Below are 18,700 nucleotides of genomic sequence, written 5' to 3' on the forward strand. Positions count from 1 at the left end.
TGGCAAACGAGAGTGGGCACGGGATGACAACGGTGATGGTAAGCGAGAGGTACATGTGAATACCTGCGAGGGGTTATGGACAACGGTACGCAATTTTCTGCGTCCTTTTCGTGGTGTGCACAAAAAGTACCTGGCCGGTTATGTGGCGGTGTGTGAGTTCCGGATCAACTTGAAACGAATCTCCCCTGCTTTTATCTCCCAATTGGTTAGGTTGCACCGGTTTTGAGCATGAGCCTCATCTCTTAACCATGAAAATGTTTCACGTGAAACATTTTCCAACTGCAGGCTCACATATCAAACAGGACTTCCATCTTTCACAATCTTACAAATCATGTTATTTTTGGCGAACATCCAGTTTGAAGTCAGTCTTCTTTGAAAAAATACAGTAAAACAGGGAGTCAAATTCCATGGTGGGAACTATTATCAACATTGGGGCAGTGTCAGCAGGCTCAATACTTGGTGTTTTGCTCGGGAATAGATTTCCTCAACGCATCCAGGAAACCGTATTCGACGCTCTTGGTTTACTCACCCTCTTTATTGGCTTTCAAATGTCTTTCAAAACAGAAAATATGCTTATCATACTGGGAGCTCTTCTTGCCGGGGGCGTTATGGGAGAACTTTTACGAATCGAAGATCGATTAAACCGTATTGGGGAAATCCTTCAACGCACTTTTTCCATGGAAAAACAAAGGAAGTTTGTGGAAGGTTTTGTGACAGCAAGTCTTCTTTTTTGTGTTGGGCCCATGGCTATTCTAGGATCGATTCGAGACGGACTTGCGGGAGATTATACTATTCTCGCCGTAAAATCTATGCTCGATGGCTTCGCCTCTCTTGGCTTTTCTTCAGCTCTCGGATGGGGGGTCATCTTTTCTACTCTAACTATCCTTGTATTCCAGGGAGGCATCACTTTAAGTGCTGTATGGATCCAGCAATTTCTTACCGTCTCCATGGTAAATGAAATGACGGCCACAGGAGGCCTTATCATAGTTGGCATCGGTCTGAGGCTCCTAAAAATAAGAGATATCAGAGTAGGAAATTTCCTTCCGGCGCTGTTAATAGCTCCCGCTACAGTTCTAGCCCTTGACAAAATAAAAACATGGCTTGAACTGGCTGGACCAATAAAGTAGAAATCATCCTGTCTTTTTGGTTAAATGTTTGATTGTGCCTCAATGAAATCCCAAACAATCTGGAAAAGGAAAAGCTTATGAACCAGCAGGATAAAAATATACCAAATCAGACTTCTCGCACTCAGGCAACCGTTAACGCTATGAAAAACAACCGTAAATTAAAAAAATTTTTCGCCGCTTTTATCTCGATCCTGGCGTTAGCTGTAGTTATATGGTGGTTCTATTCAAGTCGTTACATATCGACCGATAATGCTTATGTCATGGCAGATAGTGCCACAGTTAGCAGTAGAATCCCCGGTCGAATAATTAAAATCTATGTGGAAAATGACGATTCTGTCAAGGAAGGAGCTTTGCTCTTCGAACTGGATCCAGCCGACTACGACTTAAAAGTCCAACAAGCAGAAGCCGCCTTAAAAGCTTTGCAGGAAGAATATAACTTCCGCAAAACCAACCTGGCATACATAGAAACCACGATGACAGCCAACGTAGATTCCGCTAAAGCTTCGCTTAAAATGGCTTTTGATAGAGAACAACAAGCTAAAAAGAAAATAGACGAATTGGAAGAAAAAAGAAAATCCTCAGAAGCCGATTTAAAACATGCCGAAAAAGATTTTAAGCGATTTGAAGCTCTCTATACTCAGAAAGCCATAGCGGAACGTGAATTCGACCGAACCAGAACAGCTTATAAAAAAGCCTTAGCCCAACATGAAGCCACATCAGCGGAAGTAGCTTCAGCTAGAATCGCTCTCAATGCCGCTCGTAAAGACACAGAACGAGCCCAGGCTCAGCTTAAGGTAGCCGAAGCTCAAGAACTTCAAGCCCAGATGGAACGCTACCGCATAAAAAACCTAGAAGCTCAGATCCAAAAAGCCCAGGCAGAATTGGATCTTGCTCGCCTTCAACTTTCTTATTGCAAAGTCTATGCGCCCATTGCTGGCTACGTCGCACAAAAACGTTTCCAGATTGGAGACTGGGTCCAACCAGGACAACCTCTTCTCGCTGTAGTCCCACTCCAGGATATCTATGTGGAGGCTAACTTCAAAGAAACACAGCTTAAAGAAATGCGCATCGGTCAAAAGGCTGAAGTCAAAGCTGATATTTATCCTGGTTATAAATATTACGGAAAGGTTGTAGGCATAAGAGCAGGAACGGGAGCAGCCTTCTCGCTCCTTCCTCCAGAAAATGCCACGGGAAACTGGATTAAGGTAACACAGCGAGTGCCCGTAAAAATCGCTCTCGACGAACCACCTCCGGCTGAATATCCCTTGAGGATCGGTCTTTCACTTGAAGTAAAGGTTAATATCTCCGATAAGACCGGACCAAAGCTTAAACAATGAGAGGCGCTCGATGGAAGAAAGAACTTCTCAAAATTCCGTCACGCCCAATAAATGGCTCGTAGCCTTTACGGTAATTCTTCCTACTTTCATTGAGGTAATGGATACCAGCGTTGTAAACGTGTCGCTTCCTCACATTCAAGGAAGTCTAAACGCTGGTGTTGATGAAGTTACATGGGTCCTTACATCCTATCTGGTTTCAAACGCCATAATCATCCCCATAACGGGATGGCTTTCAAGCCTTTTCGGACGGAAGAATTATCTTCTTTTCAGCATAGCTTTATTTACCTTGAGTTCCATCGCCTGCGGTGCTGCGCCATCCCTGGAAGTTCTTGTCATTGCCAGAATTTTTCAAGGCTTAGGCGGGGGAGGTCTTCAACCCCTTTCTCAATCAATCCTACTTGAAACCTTTCCTAGAAAAGAACACGGAATGGCAATGGCTATTTTCGGGATGGGTGTTGTTTTTGCTCCTATTCTGGGTCCAGTAGTGGGAGGATGGATCACGGACAACTGGAGTTGGCGCTGGGTATTTTATATCAATCTTCCAGCCGGAATACTAGCTATGATATTGACCATAGTATTCATATTTGATCCGCCCTATATACGCAGAAAATTTATATCCATTGATTACTGGGGTTTGGCTTTTCTTTCAATAGGGCTCGGCTCTCTACAAATAGTCCTCGATAAGGGTGAAAGAGAAGACTGGTTTAATTCGAACTTCATCGTAACTCTCAGCATCATTTCAGCCATAAGTCTTATTATCTTTGTTATTGTAGAATTACGGTCAGAACATCCTGTGGTAAATCTTAGAGTGCTCAAAGATCGTACCTTTCTTTTTGGAAATATCATAATGTTTCTTGGCTTTTTCTGCATGTTTGGGAGCATAGTCCTGCTACCGCTTTATCTTCAGAACCTTATGGGATACACGTCTTTTTGGGCAGGGCTCGTGTTGGGACCCGGCGGCATTGCGAGCCTTATGGTGATGCCCTTTGTGGGACAACTTGTCAAACGAGGCCTACAGGCCAGATTTTTCCTTATATTGGGACTAACTTTAGCAAGTCTAGGGTTATTCAAGATGTCTAATTTTAACCTTGATGCCAACTTTTTCTATGTGGCTCTCCCCCGGATCATTCAAGGTTTTGGTATGGGGATGTTTTTTGTTCCTCTGGGAGCTGCATCCTACGTCAACATAAAAGTAGAAGATATTGGTAACGCAACGGGAATTTTCAATCTTGTAAGGAATCTTGGAGGAAGCTTCGGAACGGCTTTTTCAACAACCATTCTTTCTCAACGAACCCAATTTCATCAACACATGCTCGTAGAACATATCACTCCCTTCAACCCAATCTTTCAGGAAAGATTTCAAGAAGTAGTTAATTTTCTTTCTCGAGGAGAAATCTTATCCTGGCTTCATCAGAAACAAGCTCTTGCCTTCTTTTACGGGGAAGTCCTGCGACATGCCAGCATGTTATCCTTTAACGACGTGTTTTGGATACTCGGTTGTATGAACCTGTGCCTTATTCCTCTTCCTCTTTTAATGAAGGGACCAAAAAAGGTCCCCTTGCACCCTGCAAGCGAAAAACAGGAGCAGGGCGAAGGAGCTGGATTTGTGCATTGAGAAAACCGTCATGGTTATGATAGAAATGATTGTGATGGGAGAATCAAGCCTTTTAATAACAAATTAGATTCACTTGTATTTTTCCTAAATAAAAGATCTTGAGGTGAACCATATGAAAGCCCTTATTTTATCTGGAGGAGCAGGAACGAGACTCAGACCTTTGACCTATACTGGAGCCAAACAATTGGTTCCGGTTGCAAACAAACCAATTCTTTTTTACGTCATTGAAAACATTGTCGCTACAGGTATAAGGGATATTGGGATCATCATTGCTCCCGAAACGGGGCGAGAAATAATAGAACGGGTGGGGAATGGAAGTCGCTGGGGCGTTTCAATTCAATACATCCAGCAGGAAAAGCCTCTTGGCCTTGCTCACGCCGTCTTGGTCGCAAAGGAATATCTAGGAGAAAGTTCTTTTCTTATGTATCTGGGCGATAATCTCATCGGCTCGCGTATAACTGATCAGGTAAAATCCTTTGTTGAAAATAAACAGCTTTCAGCAGCAATATTCCTGAAATCAGTGCCAAACCCCAAATCTTTTGGAGTGGCTGTTGTTGATGGAATGGGTAGAGTGGTAGATCTGATAGAAAAGCCACAAGAACCGCCTTCAGATCTCGCTCTCGTTGGCATATATCTTTTCCGATCCGCAATTTTTGAAGCCATATCTAACATTAAACCTTCCTGGCGGGGAGAACTCGAAATAACCGATGCTATATCCTGGCTTATCAAACAGGGCCACAATGTGCAAAGTCATATAGTAACGTCCTGGTGGCTTGATACAGGGAAAAAAGACGATTTGCTTCTCGCAAACGATACCGTTATGGATGAATGGCTTCAAACGGACATCCGCGGAGTTATCGATGCTGGAAGCAGGATCACCGGGCGAGTAGTGGTAGAGGATGGAGCAAGGATTGAGCAATCGGTGGTAAGAGGTCCTGCTATTATTGGAGCTGGATCATATCTCCTGCGCGCCCATGTAGGACCCTTTACGGCTATAGGAGAAAATGTTCGAATCGTCAGCTCCACTGTGGAACACTGTGTAATAATGGAAGGATGCGAAATAGAAAATGTGCCGAGGTTAGAACATTCAGTTCTAGGCCGGCGTGTCCGCGTTAGACCTACACCACGAAATCATGAATCTCTCTGCCTTATGGTAGGTGATGACTGCGTTGTGGAAATAGGTAGAATGTAAGCAATTAACTGGAATTTGGCAAACAGGACATCTCACTATTTAAGGTCATATATCAAGGAGGTAAGTCCAAAATGCTGGCGAAAGTTTTCAGAGAATACGATATCCGTGGAATAGTGGGCAAAGAAATTCCCGAAGAAGATGTACCTGTTCTGGGCAAGACTTATGGAACTTACATGGCTCGCCAGGGTAAACGAAGAATTGTTGTAGGGCGAGATTGCCGACTGAGTTCTGAAAGATTCCGAGACCTGCTCGTCGAAGGACTTCTCTCAGCGGGTATGGATGTGGTGGATGTGGGTGTATGTCCAACGCCGGTTTTTTATTTTGCAGTCCGGCATCTAGACCGTGAAGGCGGTATGATGATCACTGCAAGCCACAATCCTCCCGAATATAACGGGTTCAAAATTTGCAATGGATATGACACCATTTCGGGAGAAGAAATACAGAAAATCAGAAAAATAATGGAGACGGGTGAATTTGTTTCGGGCAGGGGAACATATCAGGAATACGAAATCCTAACGCCTTACAAGGATTTTGTCGTAAACAACATCAAAATGGGTCCTAAAAAACTCCGTATAGCCATTGACGCCGGAAACGCTACAGGTGGACCCGTTGCTCTGCCGATACTCCAAAAACTTGGTTGTGAAGTCCATCCTCTTTATTGCGAAATGGATGGCACCTTTCCCAATCATGAACCGGATCCAACGGTTATGGAAAACCTGAAAGATATTATCGAAACGGTAAAAAAGGAACAGCTTGATGTGGGGATAGCCTACGACGGGGATTGCGACAGATTGGGAGTGGTGGATCACAACGGGAATGTGATTTACGGAGATCGGTTAATGCTAATCTTTGCAAGAGAAATCCTGAGTCGTAAGTCAGGAGCGGTTTTTGTTGCTGAAGTCAAGTGCTCCAAGGTGTTGTTTGACGAAATCGAAAAGCTTGGTGGAAAAGCTATCATGTGGAAAACCGGACATTCATTGATAAAAGCAAAAATGAAAGAAGTGGGAGCCGATCTTGCTGGAGAAATGAGTGGGCACATGTTTTTTAAGGACCGTTATTTCGGATTCGACGACGGTATTTACGCATCCTGCCGTCTTGTGGAAATTCTTTCCAACACAGGAAAGACAATACCTGAGTTGCTAGAAGGACTTCCTGAAACATATAACACGCCGGAAATTAGAGTGCCCTGTCCCGATGAAGTGAAATTCAAGGTGGTGGAAAGAGCAAGAGAATTCTTACGAGCCCAGGGATATCAGGTTATAGATGTAGATGGAGCAAGAGTGGTTTTCAATGATGGATGGGGACTCGTGCGAGCGTCCAACACTCAACCAGTGCTTGTGGTAAGGTATGAAGCCGAAAAGCCAGAAAGACTTAAAGAAATACAAAGTATCGTCGAAGAAGCTATTGAAAGAGCGAAGGCGGAGCTTACGTAAGCCGAGTAGTGATCACGGGGGATAATGCTATCCCCCTGATTATTAAAACCAAATTGTTTAGGCGGTAATTGAGCCGCTTTTCGGTTGTTCTATTGAAGATAGTCCAATGAAAGATGAGTTGTGTTATTCTTGATCTTTAATTATCAGAGAGAAACGGTTGGTTATATATGATAAGGCGCGTTATTCTTAAAAACTTTATGAGCCATGAAGAAACAGTCATAGAGCTAGCAGACGGGGTTACGGTTCTTACAGGGCCCAACAATACCGGAAAGAGTGCGGTAGTGGAAGCTCTTCGGTGCCTTGCTGAAAATCCCCCATCAAATGAACTCATACGCCACGGTGCTAAAAAAGCTGAAGTAATCGTAGAACTCGATTCCGGCGAAATTATCGTATGGGAACGAACTCAAAACTATCCTCAATACAGGATGCTCAAACAAAATGAAGAAGACCATTATAAAAAAGTTGGCAAATATAGAGTCCCATCCGATATTGTGAACATCTTGAGGATCTCACCTGTAAATACTGGGGATGGTGAAGAAGTCAACGTTCACATAGCTCATCAAAAGGATCCAATTTTTATCCCCTACGGTTCCAAGGCGGCTAGTTTTTTTGCTGTTTCCACGGAAGCCTACTACCTGCTTCGAATGCAACAAATACTTAAAGCGAAGACAGACTCTAAAAGACAGAGAAAAAAAGAGATCGAGCAGGAACAAGAAAAACTCAAAGAGCTAATAGAATCTTTAGCTCCACTGGATATTATCGAAGAAAAACTAAAGTTAGTTGACGATCTGGAAAAAGATATAAAAAAGTTAGAAAAGGAAATTCCACTTCTTTCCGACATGATTCAAAAGCTGGTGGGGCTTATTGAGGAAAAGAAATTTCTAGAAGTCCAAAACAATATCCTTGAAGATCTCTCTGAATCACCCAATCTCTTTGATACCATTTCCATAGCAGATTTAATCCATAACATGAGCGACATCGAAAAACACATCGACCAACTCAGACAGGAAGGATCGATTTTAAACTTACTTCAGCATCCACCAGAACTAAAACCTGTCGAAGCCCTAACTGATCTTATAACCAAATTGGATCAAACAGTTCTTACCGTTGATAGACTAAACAGCACGAGCGAAATTTTTAGTGCCTTGAAAGATCCTCCGTCGCTCTATCCCGTGCAGGAACTTTACAAAACAATTCAGGAACATGAAAATCTGAAAGATAATGTAGAAAAGCTTTTGCGCGAGAACTCTATTCTTGAGTCTATAGAGACAGTTCCCGAACTTAATGACACTGCCGGCCTTGAATCTTTAATAAATGAAATTGATATGGCACTTCGGAACATATCTAACCTTGAAAGACTTGGGGACAACTTTTCTATTTTGATTCCTCCACCGGAATTGAAACCTGCTCACGAAATAAAAGCTCTCGCTACCCTTATTGACCAGATAGAAGACATGGAAAAACGCGTGACAAAAGGCACAGCTTATTATGCCGATGTAGAAAAAGCCTGGAAAGAAAAACGTCGCCAGATAGAAAAGCGCCTCAGCGAAATTCGAATCTGCCCTTTATGCCGTCAACCAATAGATATAGAGCATTTCCTTTCGGAACTCGTTGAATATCCTGAAACTTCTATGGATGTTAAAAAAATATCTCGCTTATAACCCTCCCGGTTGCCCTATTGCAGGGGCATGGCATGGCATGCCATACCCCCACTTATAAGTCCTTAATCCAATGATATTGTTCCAACGTCCTCAAAATGTAGGGGATTAAAAAAATTCCAAGTAATTGATAATGTTCGAATGGCTTCTAAAACTTCTGATGCTTTTCTAAAAATTCTCTTATGAGATGGCAAAGTGACATAACCCATAGAAGACACAGGGGCGAAAATCAACTTTTATGATCTTTCCAGACATAGATAGCTAAGAAACGATCCCATATGCGATTCACCATGTGAATGTAGGGGCGACGCATGCGTCGCCCCTACAACTCTTGGAAGCCTATTAGCGAGGTAACTTTGCAAAGAAAAAATTTTCGAAGACTATCCTGAAACTTCTTGACAGTCTAATGTTATCTAAACTAAATTTTTAAATGATTATGGTAAATTTTAAGAAGGCTATAGCCTATCAGGGCTTCGCAAAAAATATGGATAAGAAGAATAGCCACTCAACTTACAAAAAAATCGGCATAAAGGCTGCGGCGGGTAACAGAGTTGTTTGCTGTGAACCCGAAGTATTGTCCTCCGGCGCTGGGTTTTTCTTTTTTATCAAGCCACCCGGGGGCGTTTAGTGCCTGAATAGACAATAGCACCCCGGGTGGAAGCGGTTCCCCCGGGGTGGGAGATTATCAATCATAAACCCCGAGGATTCACCTCGGGGTTTTTTATTTTAGGAGGTAAAGAACCATGATTCTAGTGTTGAACAAGCAGGCGTCGTCTGAAATGATTAATGAATTGAAAAGGCTAATCAGAGAAAAGGGCTATACGCCCAGAGAAATCCACGGCACAGATGAACTTCTCATTGGTATTGTGGGCTATTCAGATAAAAACAGGCTAGATCCCGGATATTTTGAAAGCCTTCCCGGGGTTTCCAAAGTTATACCTGTTAGTAAGCCCTATAAACTGGTAAGCCGGGATTTCCATCCTGAACCAACCAAAATCAAAGTTGGAGACGTGGTCATAGGTGGGGACAGACTTGTGGTCATAGCTGGTCCTTGCAGTGTGGAAGACCGAGAACGAACTCTAGAAATTGCTCGCATAGTTCGTCGTCACGGTGCCGTGCTATTCCGTGCCGGAGCTTTCAAGCCTCGCACCTCACCATACAGCTTTCAGGGACTAGGGGAAGAAGGGCTTAAGATTCTCGCAGAAGTAAGGGAAGAAACGGGATTAAGAATCGTCTCAGAAATCACTTCACCGGCTCAAGCCGACCTAATGATGAAATACGTCGATGTGGTGCAAGTAGGGGCTCGAAACATGCAAAACTTTGAACTCTTAAGATGCGTAGGAAGGCTTGGTAAGCCGGTGTTGTTAAAACGAGGTCTTGCGGCAACCATCGAAGAATGGCTTATGGCTGCCGAGTATATTCTTTCTGAAGGAAATGATCAGGTGATTCTTTGCGAGCGAGGCATACGAACCTTCGAACACTACACCAGAAATACGCTTGATCTAACTGCGGTTCCGGTAGTGAAGAAGTTAACCCATCTTCCTGTTATTGTGGATCCAAGTCATGCAACGGGATTAAGAGAAAAGGTTCTTCCAATGGCTAGAGCTGCCATTGCTGCTGGAGCAGATGGTATCATGGTAGAAGTTCACACCGAACCCGACAAGGCTCTGTCGGATGGTGCTCAAAGTCTTTATCCCGAGCAGTTTGAAAGGCTCATGAGGGATCTTCACGTTATTTCACCTGTGGTTGGAAAACAGCTAGATTTTGATTATCTTCCCAAAGCTCGATATTTTGCCAGACGAGATCATGTCACCGAACCAATCGTAGTTTATTCTGGCGATCCCGGATCCTTCAGCCACAAAGCATCCCTGCAGTTCTTTGGCGAAACGGTGTCCATGAAAAACCTTTCTTCTTTCAGAGAAGTATTTACGGAGGCTACGGAAGGCAGAGCAGGCTGGGGAGTCGTGCCACTTGAAAACTCACTTACAGGAAGTATCCATGTTAACTACGACCTTCTCATGGAATACGACCTAAAAATTGTAGGAGAGCTAACTCTCAGAATAGTTCATAATTTGATCGGTATCGAAGGAACCACTCTCGATCATATCCGCACAGTTTATTCACATCCTCAAGTATTTGAACAGTGTAAAGAATTCCTTGATAGACATCCCAACTGGGATCTTGTTGCCTGCCGCGACACGGCTACAGCGGTCAAGCGAGTAGCCGAAAAAGGAGATTATTCCTGTGCGGCTATTGCAAGCGCAGAAGCCGCTCGTATATTCAACATGACTATCATTAAAGAAGGCATAGAAACCCATCCTCGCAATTTCACTCGATTCGGGATCATAGCAAGACAAAATCCCTTTGGCGACCATAGAGACAAGTCTTCTTTGATCTTTTCTGTAAGCAATCGCCCCGGAGCACTTTACGAAGTGCTGAAAATATTTGCTGAAAACGGAATTAACCTTGTCAAACTGGAGTCTCGCCCCATTCACGGACGTCCATGGGAATATCTCTTTTATGCAGACGTGGAAGTAGATCTTGAAAGTGATGAATACCGATCAGTCGCTGAAGAACTCAAAAGGAACACCGAATTTTTTAAATTTCTTGGAAGCTATCGCAAGGGAGTGCAGATAACGGAGTAGGGGATTGCTTTCGCTCTATTCTATAGGAAACGACCCAATATATGGCTCACCACCGGAAATTGGGATAGGGGCGGTCAGTTTGACTTATCCCATCCCATATCACCCAGCATGCGGATCCGCACCAAGATGTTCGAGAAGTTGAGCAGGCAGTTACTACGGCCTTTGCTGACTTCTCGTTCCGGTTCATCACTGTCACCTTTTCAGGCGTAAAGTAGGGGCGAAAAATTTTTCGCCCCTACTGCACAACCGCCGAATTTACGCCACTTCGCCTTGATCACGAGAGCTTCGCAAACAATTGCCCGCTCGCCCTGCTACAAACTCCCTCCCCGTTGACGGGGAGGGTTGGGGAGGGGTTCCCCGTTGACGGGGAGGGCTGGGGAGGGGTCCGGTTCTTGTCCATCGGCTCGCAGTTTCGTTCCACGCTTCCTCCCCACACTCGGTCACCCTCGTGCAGTTGCGCTTCCCTTCGCTCGCTGTGATCAACTCACGGGAGGACTTTCACCTCCAGGAGCACGCCCATGCCGGGCGCACCGATTGTAGGGGCACGGCATGCCGTGCCCCTACATTTATCTGCTGAATCATACGTTGAGTCGTTTTTTAGCTGCCTGAGTCTGGGCAGGTCTTCCAGGTTAAGTTTCATCCCTGCGTTTTTATGGCTTATGTCACTTTGCCATCCCGTAAGGGAAGTTTTCGAACAGCCTTCTCTGTAGTGCTGGACTGTTTGAAAATTTTCGGTTAGAGTCGCCAAGCGGTATAAAATTGCCGCTTTTCAATTATTTCGATAGTGAGGGGATGGAAAATGTATGCCAAGATGCTAGTTTTAAGGTTTCCACCCGAAATTGTTGATAAACCAATTATTACAAACTTAGTGAAAAATTACAATCTGACCTTTAACATACTTAAAGCCCAGATTTTTCCTCGAAAAGAAGGACTGATGATACTGGAACTACGAGGAAACAAGAGCGATTATGATCGAGGGATTGACTACCTTAAAAGGATTGGGGTCAAAGTAGAGTCAATCGCTCAAAGCATTCAGCGTAATGAGGAATTGTGTATAGAATGTGGAGCGTGCACGGCGGTCTGCCCCACAGGAGCGCTAAATATCGATCGTTCAACCATGCATGTGCTCTTTGATTCAGAACGATGTAGCGGTTGCGAATGGTGCGTAAAAGCCTGTCCTGTCCACGCAATGATCGTAACCTTTGACAAAAATATCGAAGAAAACGCCACATCGGAGGCGGTGCCGTTTTAAATGGATCGCTTTTGTGTTGCTGTTGCCATGAGCGGAGGAATGGACAGCCTCAGGGCTGCTCTGATCCTTAAAGAACAGGGTTACGACGTGGTTGGGCTGTCCATGATTCTTTCGTCTCCCAAAAAGGATCAAAAGCCAGATTATCTGGATAAAGTGAAAGCTCTAGGAAAGCGATTCAACATACCCATTGTGGTTGTAGATTTAAAAAATGTTTTTGAACAACACGTAATTTCACCTTTTGTTGAAGCATACTTAAAAGGCTTGACGCCTAATCCATGCGCAGTCTGCAACCCAAAAATAAAATTTGGATTTTTGCTAGATTTCTGGAAAACACACGCAAAGGAAATTTGTTCATCCTTTGGCATACTCGGGGAACATCTTCCTATTTTAGCAACCGGGCATTACGTTTCTCTGATACGCCCCGAAGAAAATCCCTACGGCTATCGCTATGGCATCAAACGTCATAAGGATTATGCAAAGGACCAATCTTACTTTTTGTATGGACTATCTCAGGATCAACTAGGGCATGCGTTGTTCCCACTGGCTTCAGAAACAAAACAGGAAGTGGCTACGTGGGCAACATCACTGGGACTTCAAGATTTAGTAGAAGCGGAAAGCCAGGAAATCTGCTTCATACCTTCTGGTGATTATGTGAGTTTTCTCGAGGAGCGCATCCCAACCCTTGCGATTTCTTCCGGACCCATAAAAAACTCAGATGGTCAAATCCTTGGATATCATCGAGGACTTCATCGTTACACGATTGGACAGAGACGAGGCATTGGCATACCTTCTTCCGCTCCCTATTACGTTGTTAAAATCGCCCCTGAAGAAAACACACTCTACGTAGGGCGTAAAGAGGAACTTTCCACAGAAAGTTGTTTTGTTAGAGATGTAAACTGGGTTTCGATGGAATGCCCTGATAAAACATTCAGAGCAACAGTAAAGATTAGAAACCAACATATGCCAGCATCAGCAACGGTTGAGATTCTAAAAAAGGATTACGCTAAGGTTTTCTTTGACATACCCCAGAAGGCTGTTACTCCAGGACAGTCGGCTGTCTTCTACGACGGAGAATGGCTAATAGGTGGGGGGATTATAGAATCGAGCCAGCAAAAGGAGAAATAATAATGACCATGGTCGCCAAGGAACAATACTCGGAGGAAGAACTTGCAAAGTGGAATTCTGAAAATCTAAAGCGTGCCTGGCTCTCCTGGATTGACTCTGTGGATCTAACAAAGCCTGTAAAATCCAAATCAACCGGAGAAGAAATGATCATTCCAAAAAAGCGCCTTATCGCTCAAGCGGAGGTAAACCCTGTGGTGCGAGGAATATTTACCCGGTGGGAAGATCTCGATCCCAAGGAACGCCAGCGTGCCTGGGAAGAACTCAAACAAGCTACTCAAGATGCCATGAGTGATATACTTCCTGCCTGTGTCCAGTGCGGGGAATGTTGCCGTAAAAGCGGTCCTGTTCTTCACCTGGATGATATGGACCTGCTTCGCTACGAACGCATCCCCTGGAAAGCTCTTTACACTATACGATCTGGAGAACCCGTAACATCACCTGATGGTAGCCAAATTTTCTTTTTGGTTGATGAACGTATAAAGCTCCGTGAAAAGGAAAATTCTAAGGAATGTATCTTTTTAGATTCAGAAACAAACCTTTGCACCATTTACGATGATCGTCCACTGGAATGTCGAGCTCAAGCCTGCTGGGACAATAGAAGTTACCAGGAGCTTGAGAATTATCCCTATCTTACAAGGCGAGACCTTTTCAGCCACATTGAAGTTCTGTGGGATGTCATCGAAGCTCACAAAACGCGTTGTAGCTTTGAGAAACTCTACGGATTAATAAAGCTAATTAGAAACGAAACATCTCAGGAAAAGGCGTCAGCCATAGCTTCGGAAATTATAGATTTGGTCGGCTACGAAAATCATTTTCGATCTTTCATGGCTGATCAACTCAAAATACCCACAGATGTTCTTGATCTCGTTTTTGGAAGGTCATTGGAAAAATTGTTAGAGTTTTTCGGGTATAGAATCAAAACGGAGGGTGACACAAAGTTTTTAGAAATCATAGAGTCACAGGCAAATTTGACTGGGTAGCAGAGCAGCGAACCATCAGGTACAAAATGAGAATAAAATAAGCTGGGGCAACCACAGATGGTTGCCCCTACAATTATCGTTACAGGTTATCTGCTTTTTAGAGGCCCATATCTTCGTTTATCAGAACGACCTTTATACGCCCCTTGGGTGCTGATTTTTCCACAATACTCAAGACATTACAAATCCTTTCCGGGCTTGCACAATCATCGCAGCCCCCTGTCCTTGTGCAGGGAGTTTTTCGATTAAGTCTCATAGCATTGGCGGGAGCAGCATAATGGCGCACTCGCATGATCGCGCTTTCCAAATCCGGCACCACCTTGTTTCGACCGCACAATATAATAACCCACTTGGGACCAAAAGTAATGGCGGCAACTCTGTTGCCCATCCCATCTAAATTCACAAGTTGCCCGTCTTCAACAATAGCATTAGTGCCAGTTATAAACAGATCAACGAGCAGAGCTCGACGCCGTCGCTCAATCCTTTCTTCCGCAGGAAGAGAATAATCGTAGGTATCAATCACTTCCACGCCCGACAGAGCCTTAACCGCATCGTAAACTCCTGTGTCCACCACAGTCATAGAGCCGCCAAAGGAGATGCTTAATGGCTTCATGGATGGAATAATCTCTCCCATAATAAGATCCTTAGCCGCCGCTTTCGACGGAGCCACCAAAGCATCAAAACCGTTAGCTTCGAGGTTTCTCTTTACATTTTCCAGCTTAATTTGCCAGTAGGTTTCTACAGGATTCATCTTTCCGCTCCTCCTTCGGTAATAACTTCTGAAAGCCGTTCTTTCTTTCTATAAACCGTGCCCTGAAAAAGGGCTATCAGTTCACCCGATTCATCTGTTACGGTAACTTCATAGGTGGCAAGTTTTGAATTTCGAGCTACTTCACGAGCTTCGGCAAAAAGAGTCCCTTGCCGTTTAGCTTTAAAATAGGAAATAGCCACGTTTATAGCTAGAGCCACAGTGCCATGAGAATTAGAAGCCACGGCAAAAGCGCAATCAGCAAGGGAAAAGATCGCCCCACCGTGAGAAATGCCCACGCCGTTTAAGTGGAATTCTCTAATAGGCATGCTCATCTTTGCATAGCCTGGGGACGACTCAACAAGAGTAATCCCCAGGTGTTTTGCAAACCTATCTTGTTCAAAGTATCGTTCAATTTCTCTTTCCATAAATTACCCCTTAACTAGAAGGCATATCGTAATGCGTGATTTCCCACGCTTATGACCCAGAAGAAAGTTCTCGCAGAATGTTGTGAGCCAGATGGTGACAGGTAGTTATAGCTAGAGGATCTTCGAGAACACTTCTTTTCCACTTTATTGAAGGGTTATCGGGGAAACCTTCCAAATGGTCGTAAAGCGTCGCCATAACGCCCATATTGTAAATTCCTGCTTCAGGATTTCTAACGGAAACCACTTTCATACTTCTGGATTGCAAAAACCTTTCAATAATCGTATGAGTCAGTTCCTGCCCACCGTTTCTAAGTCCTGCCACGGTTACAACTGCTCCTAACTTGCCGTGGAGCAGGTCTTTTTTCATGTGCATCCATCTTGTGCGATCCATAAAGGTTTTTAGTCGCGAAGTAACGTTCCCGTTATAGACCGGAGAACCGATAATTATCAAATCTGAATTCATCATTTCTTCTGCAAGCACAGACATATCGTCATCGTTAATAGAACACTTTGGCTCAAAAAGGCACTTATTGCAGGCTTTGCAGTGTTCGATACGAAAATCTACAAGTTCAAGGAGTCTGGTTTCTACGCCATTTTTAGCAAGCTCTTCAAGAACAGTGTTAAGAAGTATTGCCGTATTTTTCCCCTTTCGATGACTTCCGTTTATCGCTATCGCCTTCATGTTTTTTCTCCTCACTTTTTTTCGAACCTTGCAAATTCCCTTGCGCAAACCATCTTACAAACGATTGTTTAATCGGCTTCTACTCGTCCTTTACATTAAGGTCAAATTAAAAATTCGCTTTTTATTATTCCTTTGAAGTAGGTGAAGATTGAATTTCCTGAGAAGATGGGCTATCTGCCTGGGGTTTGAGAAATTCCATTTCATAAAGATAGAGCAGCACAATAGCTGAACCCAAGATAAGAGGACCATAAATGACGCCCAGAAGGCCAAAATACTGGACTCCCCCCATAATGGACAGAAAGATAAGCAGAGTGGACATCTCGCCTGCTCCCTTCATAAAGAAGGGACGTATCACATTATCGAGGCTACCGACAACAATAATTGACCATAAAGCAAAAAAGACTGCCGACTTAATCTTCCCAGCAATTATAAGATAGATAACCGTGGGAATCCAAACTATTGCAGTTCCTACCACCGGTATGAGAGACGATACGGCAATCATTGTGCCCCAGAATAAAGGCTGAATTCCTATTATGAAAAATCCGATGCCGCCCGCTATGCCTTGAGCCACTGCTGTGGCAAAGTTACCTAAAACGGCGGATTTTGCCACTGATCGAACAATATTCAAAATCCGATCTTCCTGATCTTCTCTAAGAGGGGAAAGATCCTTGAGTTTTCTAAGAATCTTCTGGTGATCCCGAATCACATAAAAAACAAGAACTATCATAATGAAAAGATGAAGCACCAACTGAACAACGTTACTCAAAAAAGCCGTGCCGTGAGAAACGATAAACTGTCCCATGTATCTCGTGACCGTCAGAAGGGGAGTTCCTATATCCCACTGTCTTGGATTTATTTCGGCAAAGCCGAATTTAACAAGATAAGCATTAATTTTGGAAAAAATGATCTGAACTTCTTCAGACCGTTGAATAAAATTATGAAGACTTCCCGCTTTAAACCAATCATTGATTTGAGAAATTGTAATGATGGCCTGGTTTACAAGGGCCGATAGAAAAAGCACCGTGGGAATGAAAATAATACTCACAAGCCCAAGCACGATAATTATCGCCGTAAGGTTTCTACGCCCTTTCAATTTAACGAGAAGTCGATCATAGACCGGCACCACAATACTTCCTAAAAGGAAGGAAAGAATAATCGTGTGAATAAATGGTTTCAGGATAAGGTAGGAAAGCCCGAGACAGGCAAGAAGAAGAAGAATCATGAAAGGGCGATACAATTCCGACTGACGACAATGCTTTTCCAATGGGCACTCCTGTTATTATCGAGCTTTTTGGCGGTATTTTTGAGCTTCCTCTTTTTTTCCAGCTGCATCAAAAAGCTGTGTCTTTAACAGATACACTTTCTTTAACTTTTCAGGATTACCGGCAAATATGCGCTCCGAACGATCTGCAAAACTCAAAGCTTTTTTAATATCCCCTTTGGCTTTCCAGCAAAGAGCGAGTTCGTAAAAAGCCTCTCCATTGTAAGCGTCAACTTCTATGGCTCGCTCCAGTAACCTTATAGCTTCATCTACCTTCCCTTTGACTCTCATCTGCCGGGCATCATCTACCAATCTTACAGAGGCCAACACCTGGGGAGTTTCTTTTTTGGTTGTAGTTTTCATCGAGTCTGAAGTTTTATCTTGAAGTGCAGGTTTTGATGTTGCGGGGCTTGAGGAATCTTCAAGAGTCTTTTCAAGAAAGGGAGATCCCTTTCCGGGTATTTGGCCGGGCGAAGTTTGAGGTGAAGCAGTATTTGATTGGGGAGTAGCAGGTTCCGGAATTGACGGTGCAGGGGGAGGATAAGCATAATAAGGTCTGGCAGGGGGGCGATAGGAAGATGAACAACCACTTACCGCAATTATCAACAGAACACACACAACACTTGCTTTTAGGATACCACACAATAAATGCACATTGAGGTTAGCCCCTACCTTGAATGACCTTCTTTCCATAATAGTTCCTCCTTAAGCGGATTCGGGCTCAGCGAATAAACTCAACCATTTGTATATCAGCCTTTAGAGTTCAAAGGAACAAAAAGAAAAAAACGGCTATAACCAGCACGATTATACCCGATGAAAATGTTCCGCAAGCGTTCCAGAGCTTTTCTTATTTTTATCCCTTATCTCATTCTAAGCTATTTGTTTTATTTATCTCGCCAATCCTATAACTTTGCCAGGAATTCTAGGGCATTTTGATTTAAGAATATTATCGTGAAAAACAATACCACAAACATTATGGTAAATTTGCGGTCTAAGAGGGCTATCTCCGTCTCTATCTTGCCAAGAAGTTCCGCTTTGTCCTTTTCTGTTTTGCCTAGAAGCTCTGCTTTGTCCTTTTCCATCCTGCCTAGAAGTTCCGCTTTATCTTTTTCCATCTTACCAAGAAGTTCTGCTTTATCCCTTTCCATACTGGCATAAAGTTCATTTATCTTGCCTATTAATTCAATCCTTACATTCTCAAGTTCTAGCTTTGTGGGCAC

General features: G+C 43.7%; 17 protein-coding genes. 11 read left to right on the top strand and 6 right to left on the bottom strand.

Annotated features, from left to right (window positions below):
• The 11 genes from WHS38_12010 to WHS38_12060 all read left to right on the top strand — a co-directional run.
• Positions 1-226 (top strand): hypothetical protein (locus WHS38_12010; GenBank protein ID MEJ5301702.1); only part of this gene is annotated, 226 nt, incomplete at its 5' end.
• Between the two features lie 181 nt (positions 227-407).
• Entirely contained in the window at positions 408-1,127 is a 720-nt protein-coding gene (locus WHS38_12015) for a DUF554 domain-containing protein (GenBank protein MEJ5301703.1), read from the top strand.
• Positions 1,128-1,204: 77 nt separating this feature from the next.
• Positions 1,205-2,464 (top strand): HlyD family secretion protein, encoded by a 1,260-nt coding sequence (locus WHS38_12020; GenBank protein ID MEJ5301704.1) that lies wholly within the window; start codon positions 1,205-1,207, stop codon positions 2,462-2,464.
• Between the two features lie 10 nt (positions 2,465-2,474).
• Positions 2,475-4,079, top strand: coding sequence for a DHA2 family efflux MFS transporter permease subunit (locus WHS38_12025; GenBank protein ID MEJ5301705.1), 1,605 nt, complete (start codon positions 2,475-2,477; stop codon positions 4,077-4,079).
• Between the two features lie 112 nt (positions 4,080-4,191).
• Entirely contained in the window at positions 4,192-5,271 is a 1,080-nt protein-coding gene (locus WHS38_12030; protein MEJ5301706.1) for a glucose-1-phosphate thymidylyltransferase, read from the top strand.
• Between the two features lie 71 nt (positions 5,272-5,342).
• Positions 5,343-6,704 carry a phosphomannomutase/phosphoglucomutase gene (locus WHS38_12035; protein MEJ5301707.1) on the top strand — a complete coding sequence of 454 codons (1,362 nt, stop codon included), beginning with the start codon at positions 5,343-5,345 and terminating at the stop codon, positions 6,702-6,704.
• Between the two features lie 167 nt (positions 6,705-6,871).
• Positions 6,872-8,365: an AAA family ATPase gene (locus WHS38_12040; GenBank protein ID MEJ5301708.1), complete on the top strand. Its 1,494-nt coding sequence runs from the start codon at positions 6,872-6,874 to the stop codon at positions 8,363-8,365.
• 740 nt (positions 8,366-9,105) lie between these two features.
• Entirely contained in the window at positions 9,106-11,007 is a 1,902-nt protein-coding gene (gene aroF / locus WHS38_12045; GenBank protein ID MEJ5301709.1) for a 3-deoxy-7-phosphoheptulonate synthase, read from the top strand.
• A 799-nt stretch (positions 11,008-11,806) separates the two neighbouring features.
• Positions 11,807-12,259: an NIL domain-containing protein gene (locus WHS38_12050; GenBank protein MEJ5301710.1), complete on the top strand. Its 453-nt coding sequence runs from the start codon at positions 11,807-11,809 to the stop codon at positions 12,257-12,259.
• Positions 12,260-13,384: a tRNA 2-thiouridine(34) synthase MnmA gene (mnmA, locus tag WHS38_12055; GenBank protein MEJ5301711.1), complete on the top strand. Its 1,125-nt coding sequence runs from the start codon at positions 12,260-12,262 to the stop codon at positions 13,382-13,384. It abuts the gene before it with no gap.
• Between the two features lie 2 nt (positions 13,385-13,386).
• Positions 13,387-14,364: a YkgJ family cysteine cluster protein gene (locus WHS38_12060; GenBank protein MEJ5301712.1), complete on the top strand. Its 978-nt coding sequence runs from the start codon at positions 13,387-13,389 to the stop codon at positions 14,362-14,364.
• 97 nt (positions 14,365-14,461) lie between these two features.
• Here WHS38_12060 and WHS38_12065 read toward each other — a convergent pair whose 3' ends face one another.
• The 6 genes from WHS38_12065 to WHS38_12090 form a co-directional block, all read right to left on the bottom strand.
• Positions 14,462-15,112, bottom strand: a complete 651-nt coding sequence (locus WHS38_12065; GenBank protein MEJ5301713.1) for a lactate utilization protein — start codon at positions 15,110-15,112, stop codon at positions 14,462-14,464.
• Positions 15,109-15,537, bottom strand: a complete 429-nt coding sequence (locus WHS38_12070; protein ID MEJ5301714.1) for a hotdog fold thioesterase — start codon at positions 15,535-15,537, stop codon at positions 15,109-15,111. Before WHS38_12070 ends, WHS38_12065 begins: the two co-directional genes overlap by 4 nt.
• A gap of 49 nt (positions 15,538-15,586) precedes the next feature.
• Positions 15,587-16,219: a flavodoxin family protein gene (locus WHS38_12075; GenBank protein MEJ5301715.1), complete on the bottom strand. Its 633-nt coding sequence runs from the start codon at positions 16,217-16,219 to the stop codon at positions 15,587-15,589.
• A gap of 124 nt (positions 16,220-16,343) precedes the next feature.
• Complete coding sequence (locus WHS38_12080; protein MEJ5301716.1) at positions 16,344-17,483, bottom strand: AI-2E family transporter; 1,140 nt, start codon at positions 17,481-17,483, stop codon at positions 16,344-16,346.
• 15 nt (positions 17,484-17,498) lie between these two features.
• On the bottom strand, positions 17,499-18,173 hold the full coding sequence (locus tag WHS38_12085; protein MEJ5301717.1) for a tetratricopeptide repeat protein: 675 nt from the start codon (positions 18,171-18,173) through the stop codon (positions 17,499-17,501).
• A 209-nt stretch (positions 18,174-18,382) separates the two neighbouring features.
• A partial coding sequence (locus WHS38_12090; protein MEJ5301718.1) for a hypothetical protein occupies positions 18,383-18,700 on the bottom strand: 318 nt, incomplete at its 5' end.

It is taken from the genome of Thermodesulforhabdaceae bacterium, from assembly GCA_037482015.1.
Taxonomy (GTDB): domain Bacteria; phylum Desulfobacterota; class Syntrophobacteria; order Syntrophobacterales; family Thermodesulforhabdaceae; genus JAOACS01.

What these genes read in the sequence shown, in the direction of transcription:
- WHS38_12065 (MEJ5301713.1), bottom strand. Translation starts at nt 15,112, where the DNA reads ATGAATCCTGTAGAAACCTACTGGCAAATTAAGCTGGAAAATGTAAAG.
- WHS38_12035 (MEJ5301707.1), top strand. Translation starts at nt 5,343, where the DNA reads ATGCTGGCGAAAGTTTTCAGAGAATACGATATCCGTGGAATAGTGGGC.
- mnmA (MEJ5301711.1), top strand. Translation starts at nt 12,260, where the DNA reads ATGGATCGCTTTTGTGTTGCTGTTGCCATGAGCGGAGGAATGGACAGC.
- WHS38_12075 (MEJ5301715.1), bottom strand. Translation starts at nt 16,219, where the DNA reads ATGAAGGCGATAGCGATAAACGGAAGTCATCGAAAGGGGAAAAATACG.
- WHS38_12030 (MEJ5301706.1), top strand. Translation starts at nt 4,192, where the DNA reads ATGAAAGCCCTTATTTTATCTGGAGGAGCAGGAACGAGACTCAGACCT.
- WHS38_12070 (MEJ5301714.1), bottom strand. Translation starts at nt 15,537, where the DNA reads ATGGAAAGAGAAATTGAACGATACTTTGAACAAGATAGGTTTGCAAAA.
- WHS38_12015 (MEJ5301703.1), top strand. Translation starts at nt 408, where the DNA reads ATGGTGGGAACTATTATCAACATTGGGGCAGTGTCAGCAGGCTCAATA.
- WHS38_12020 (MEJ5301704.1), top strand. Translation starts at nt 1,205, where the DNA reads ATGAACCAGCAGGATAAAAATATACCAAATCAGACTTCTCGCACTCAG.
- WHS38_12025 (MEJ5301705.1), top strand. Translation starts at nt 2,475, where the DNA reads ATGGAAGAAAGAACTTCTCAAAATTCCGTCACGCCCAATAAATGGCTC.
- WHS38_12040 (MEJ5301708.1), top strand. Translation starts at nt 6,872, where the DNA reads ATGATAAGGCGCGTTATTCTTAAAAACTTTATGAGCCATGAAGAAACA.
- WHS38_12085 (MEJ5301717.1), bottom strand. Translation starts at nt 18,173, where the DNA reads ATGGAAAGAAGGTCATTCAAGGTAGGGGCTAACCTCAATGTGCATTTA.
- WHS38_12060 (MEJ5301712.1), top strand. Translation starts at nt 13,387, where the DNA reads ATGACCATGGTCGCCAAGGAACAATACTCGGAGGAAGAACTTGCAAAG.
- WHS38_12050 (MEJ5301710.1), top strand. Translation starts at nt 11,807, where the DNA reads ATGTATGCCAAGATGCTAGTTTTAAGGTTTCCACCCGAAATTGTTGAT.
- aroF (MEJ5301709.1), top strand. Translation starts at nt 9,106, where the DNA reads ATGATTCTAGTGTTGAACAAGCAGGCGTCGTCTGAAATGATTAATGAA.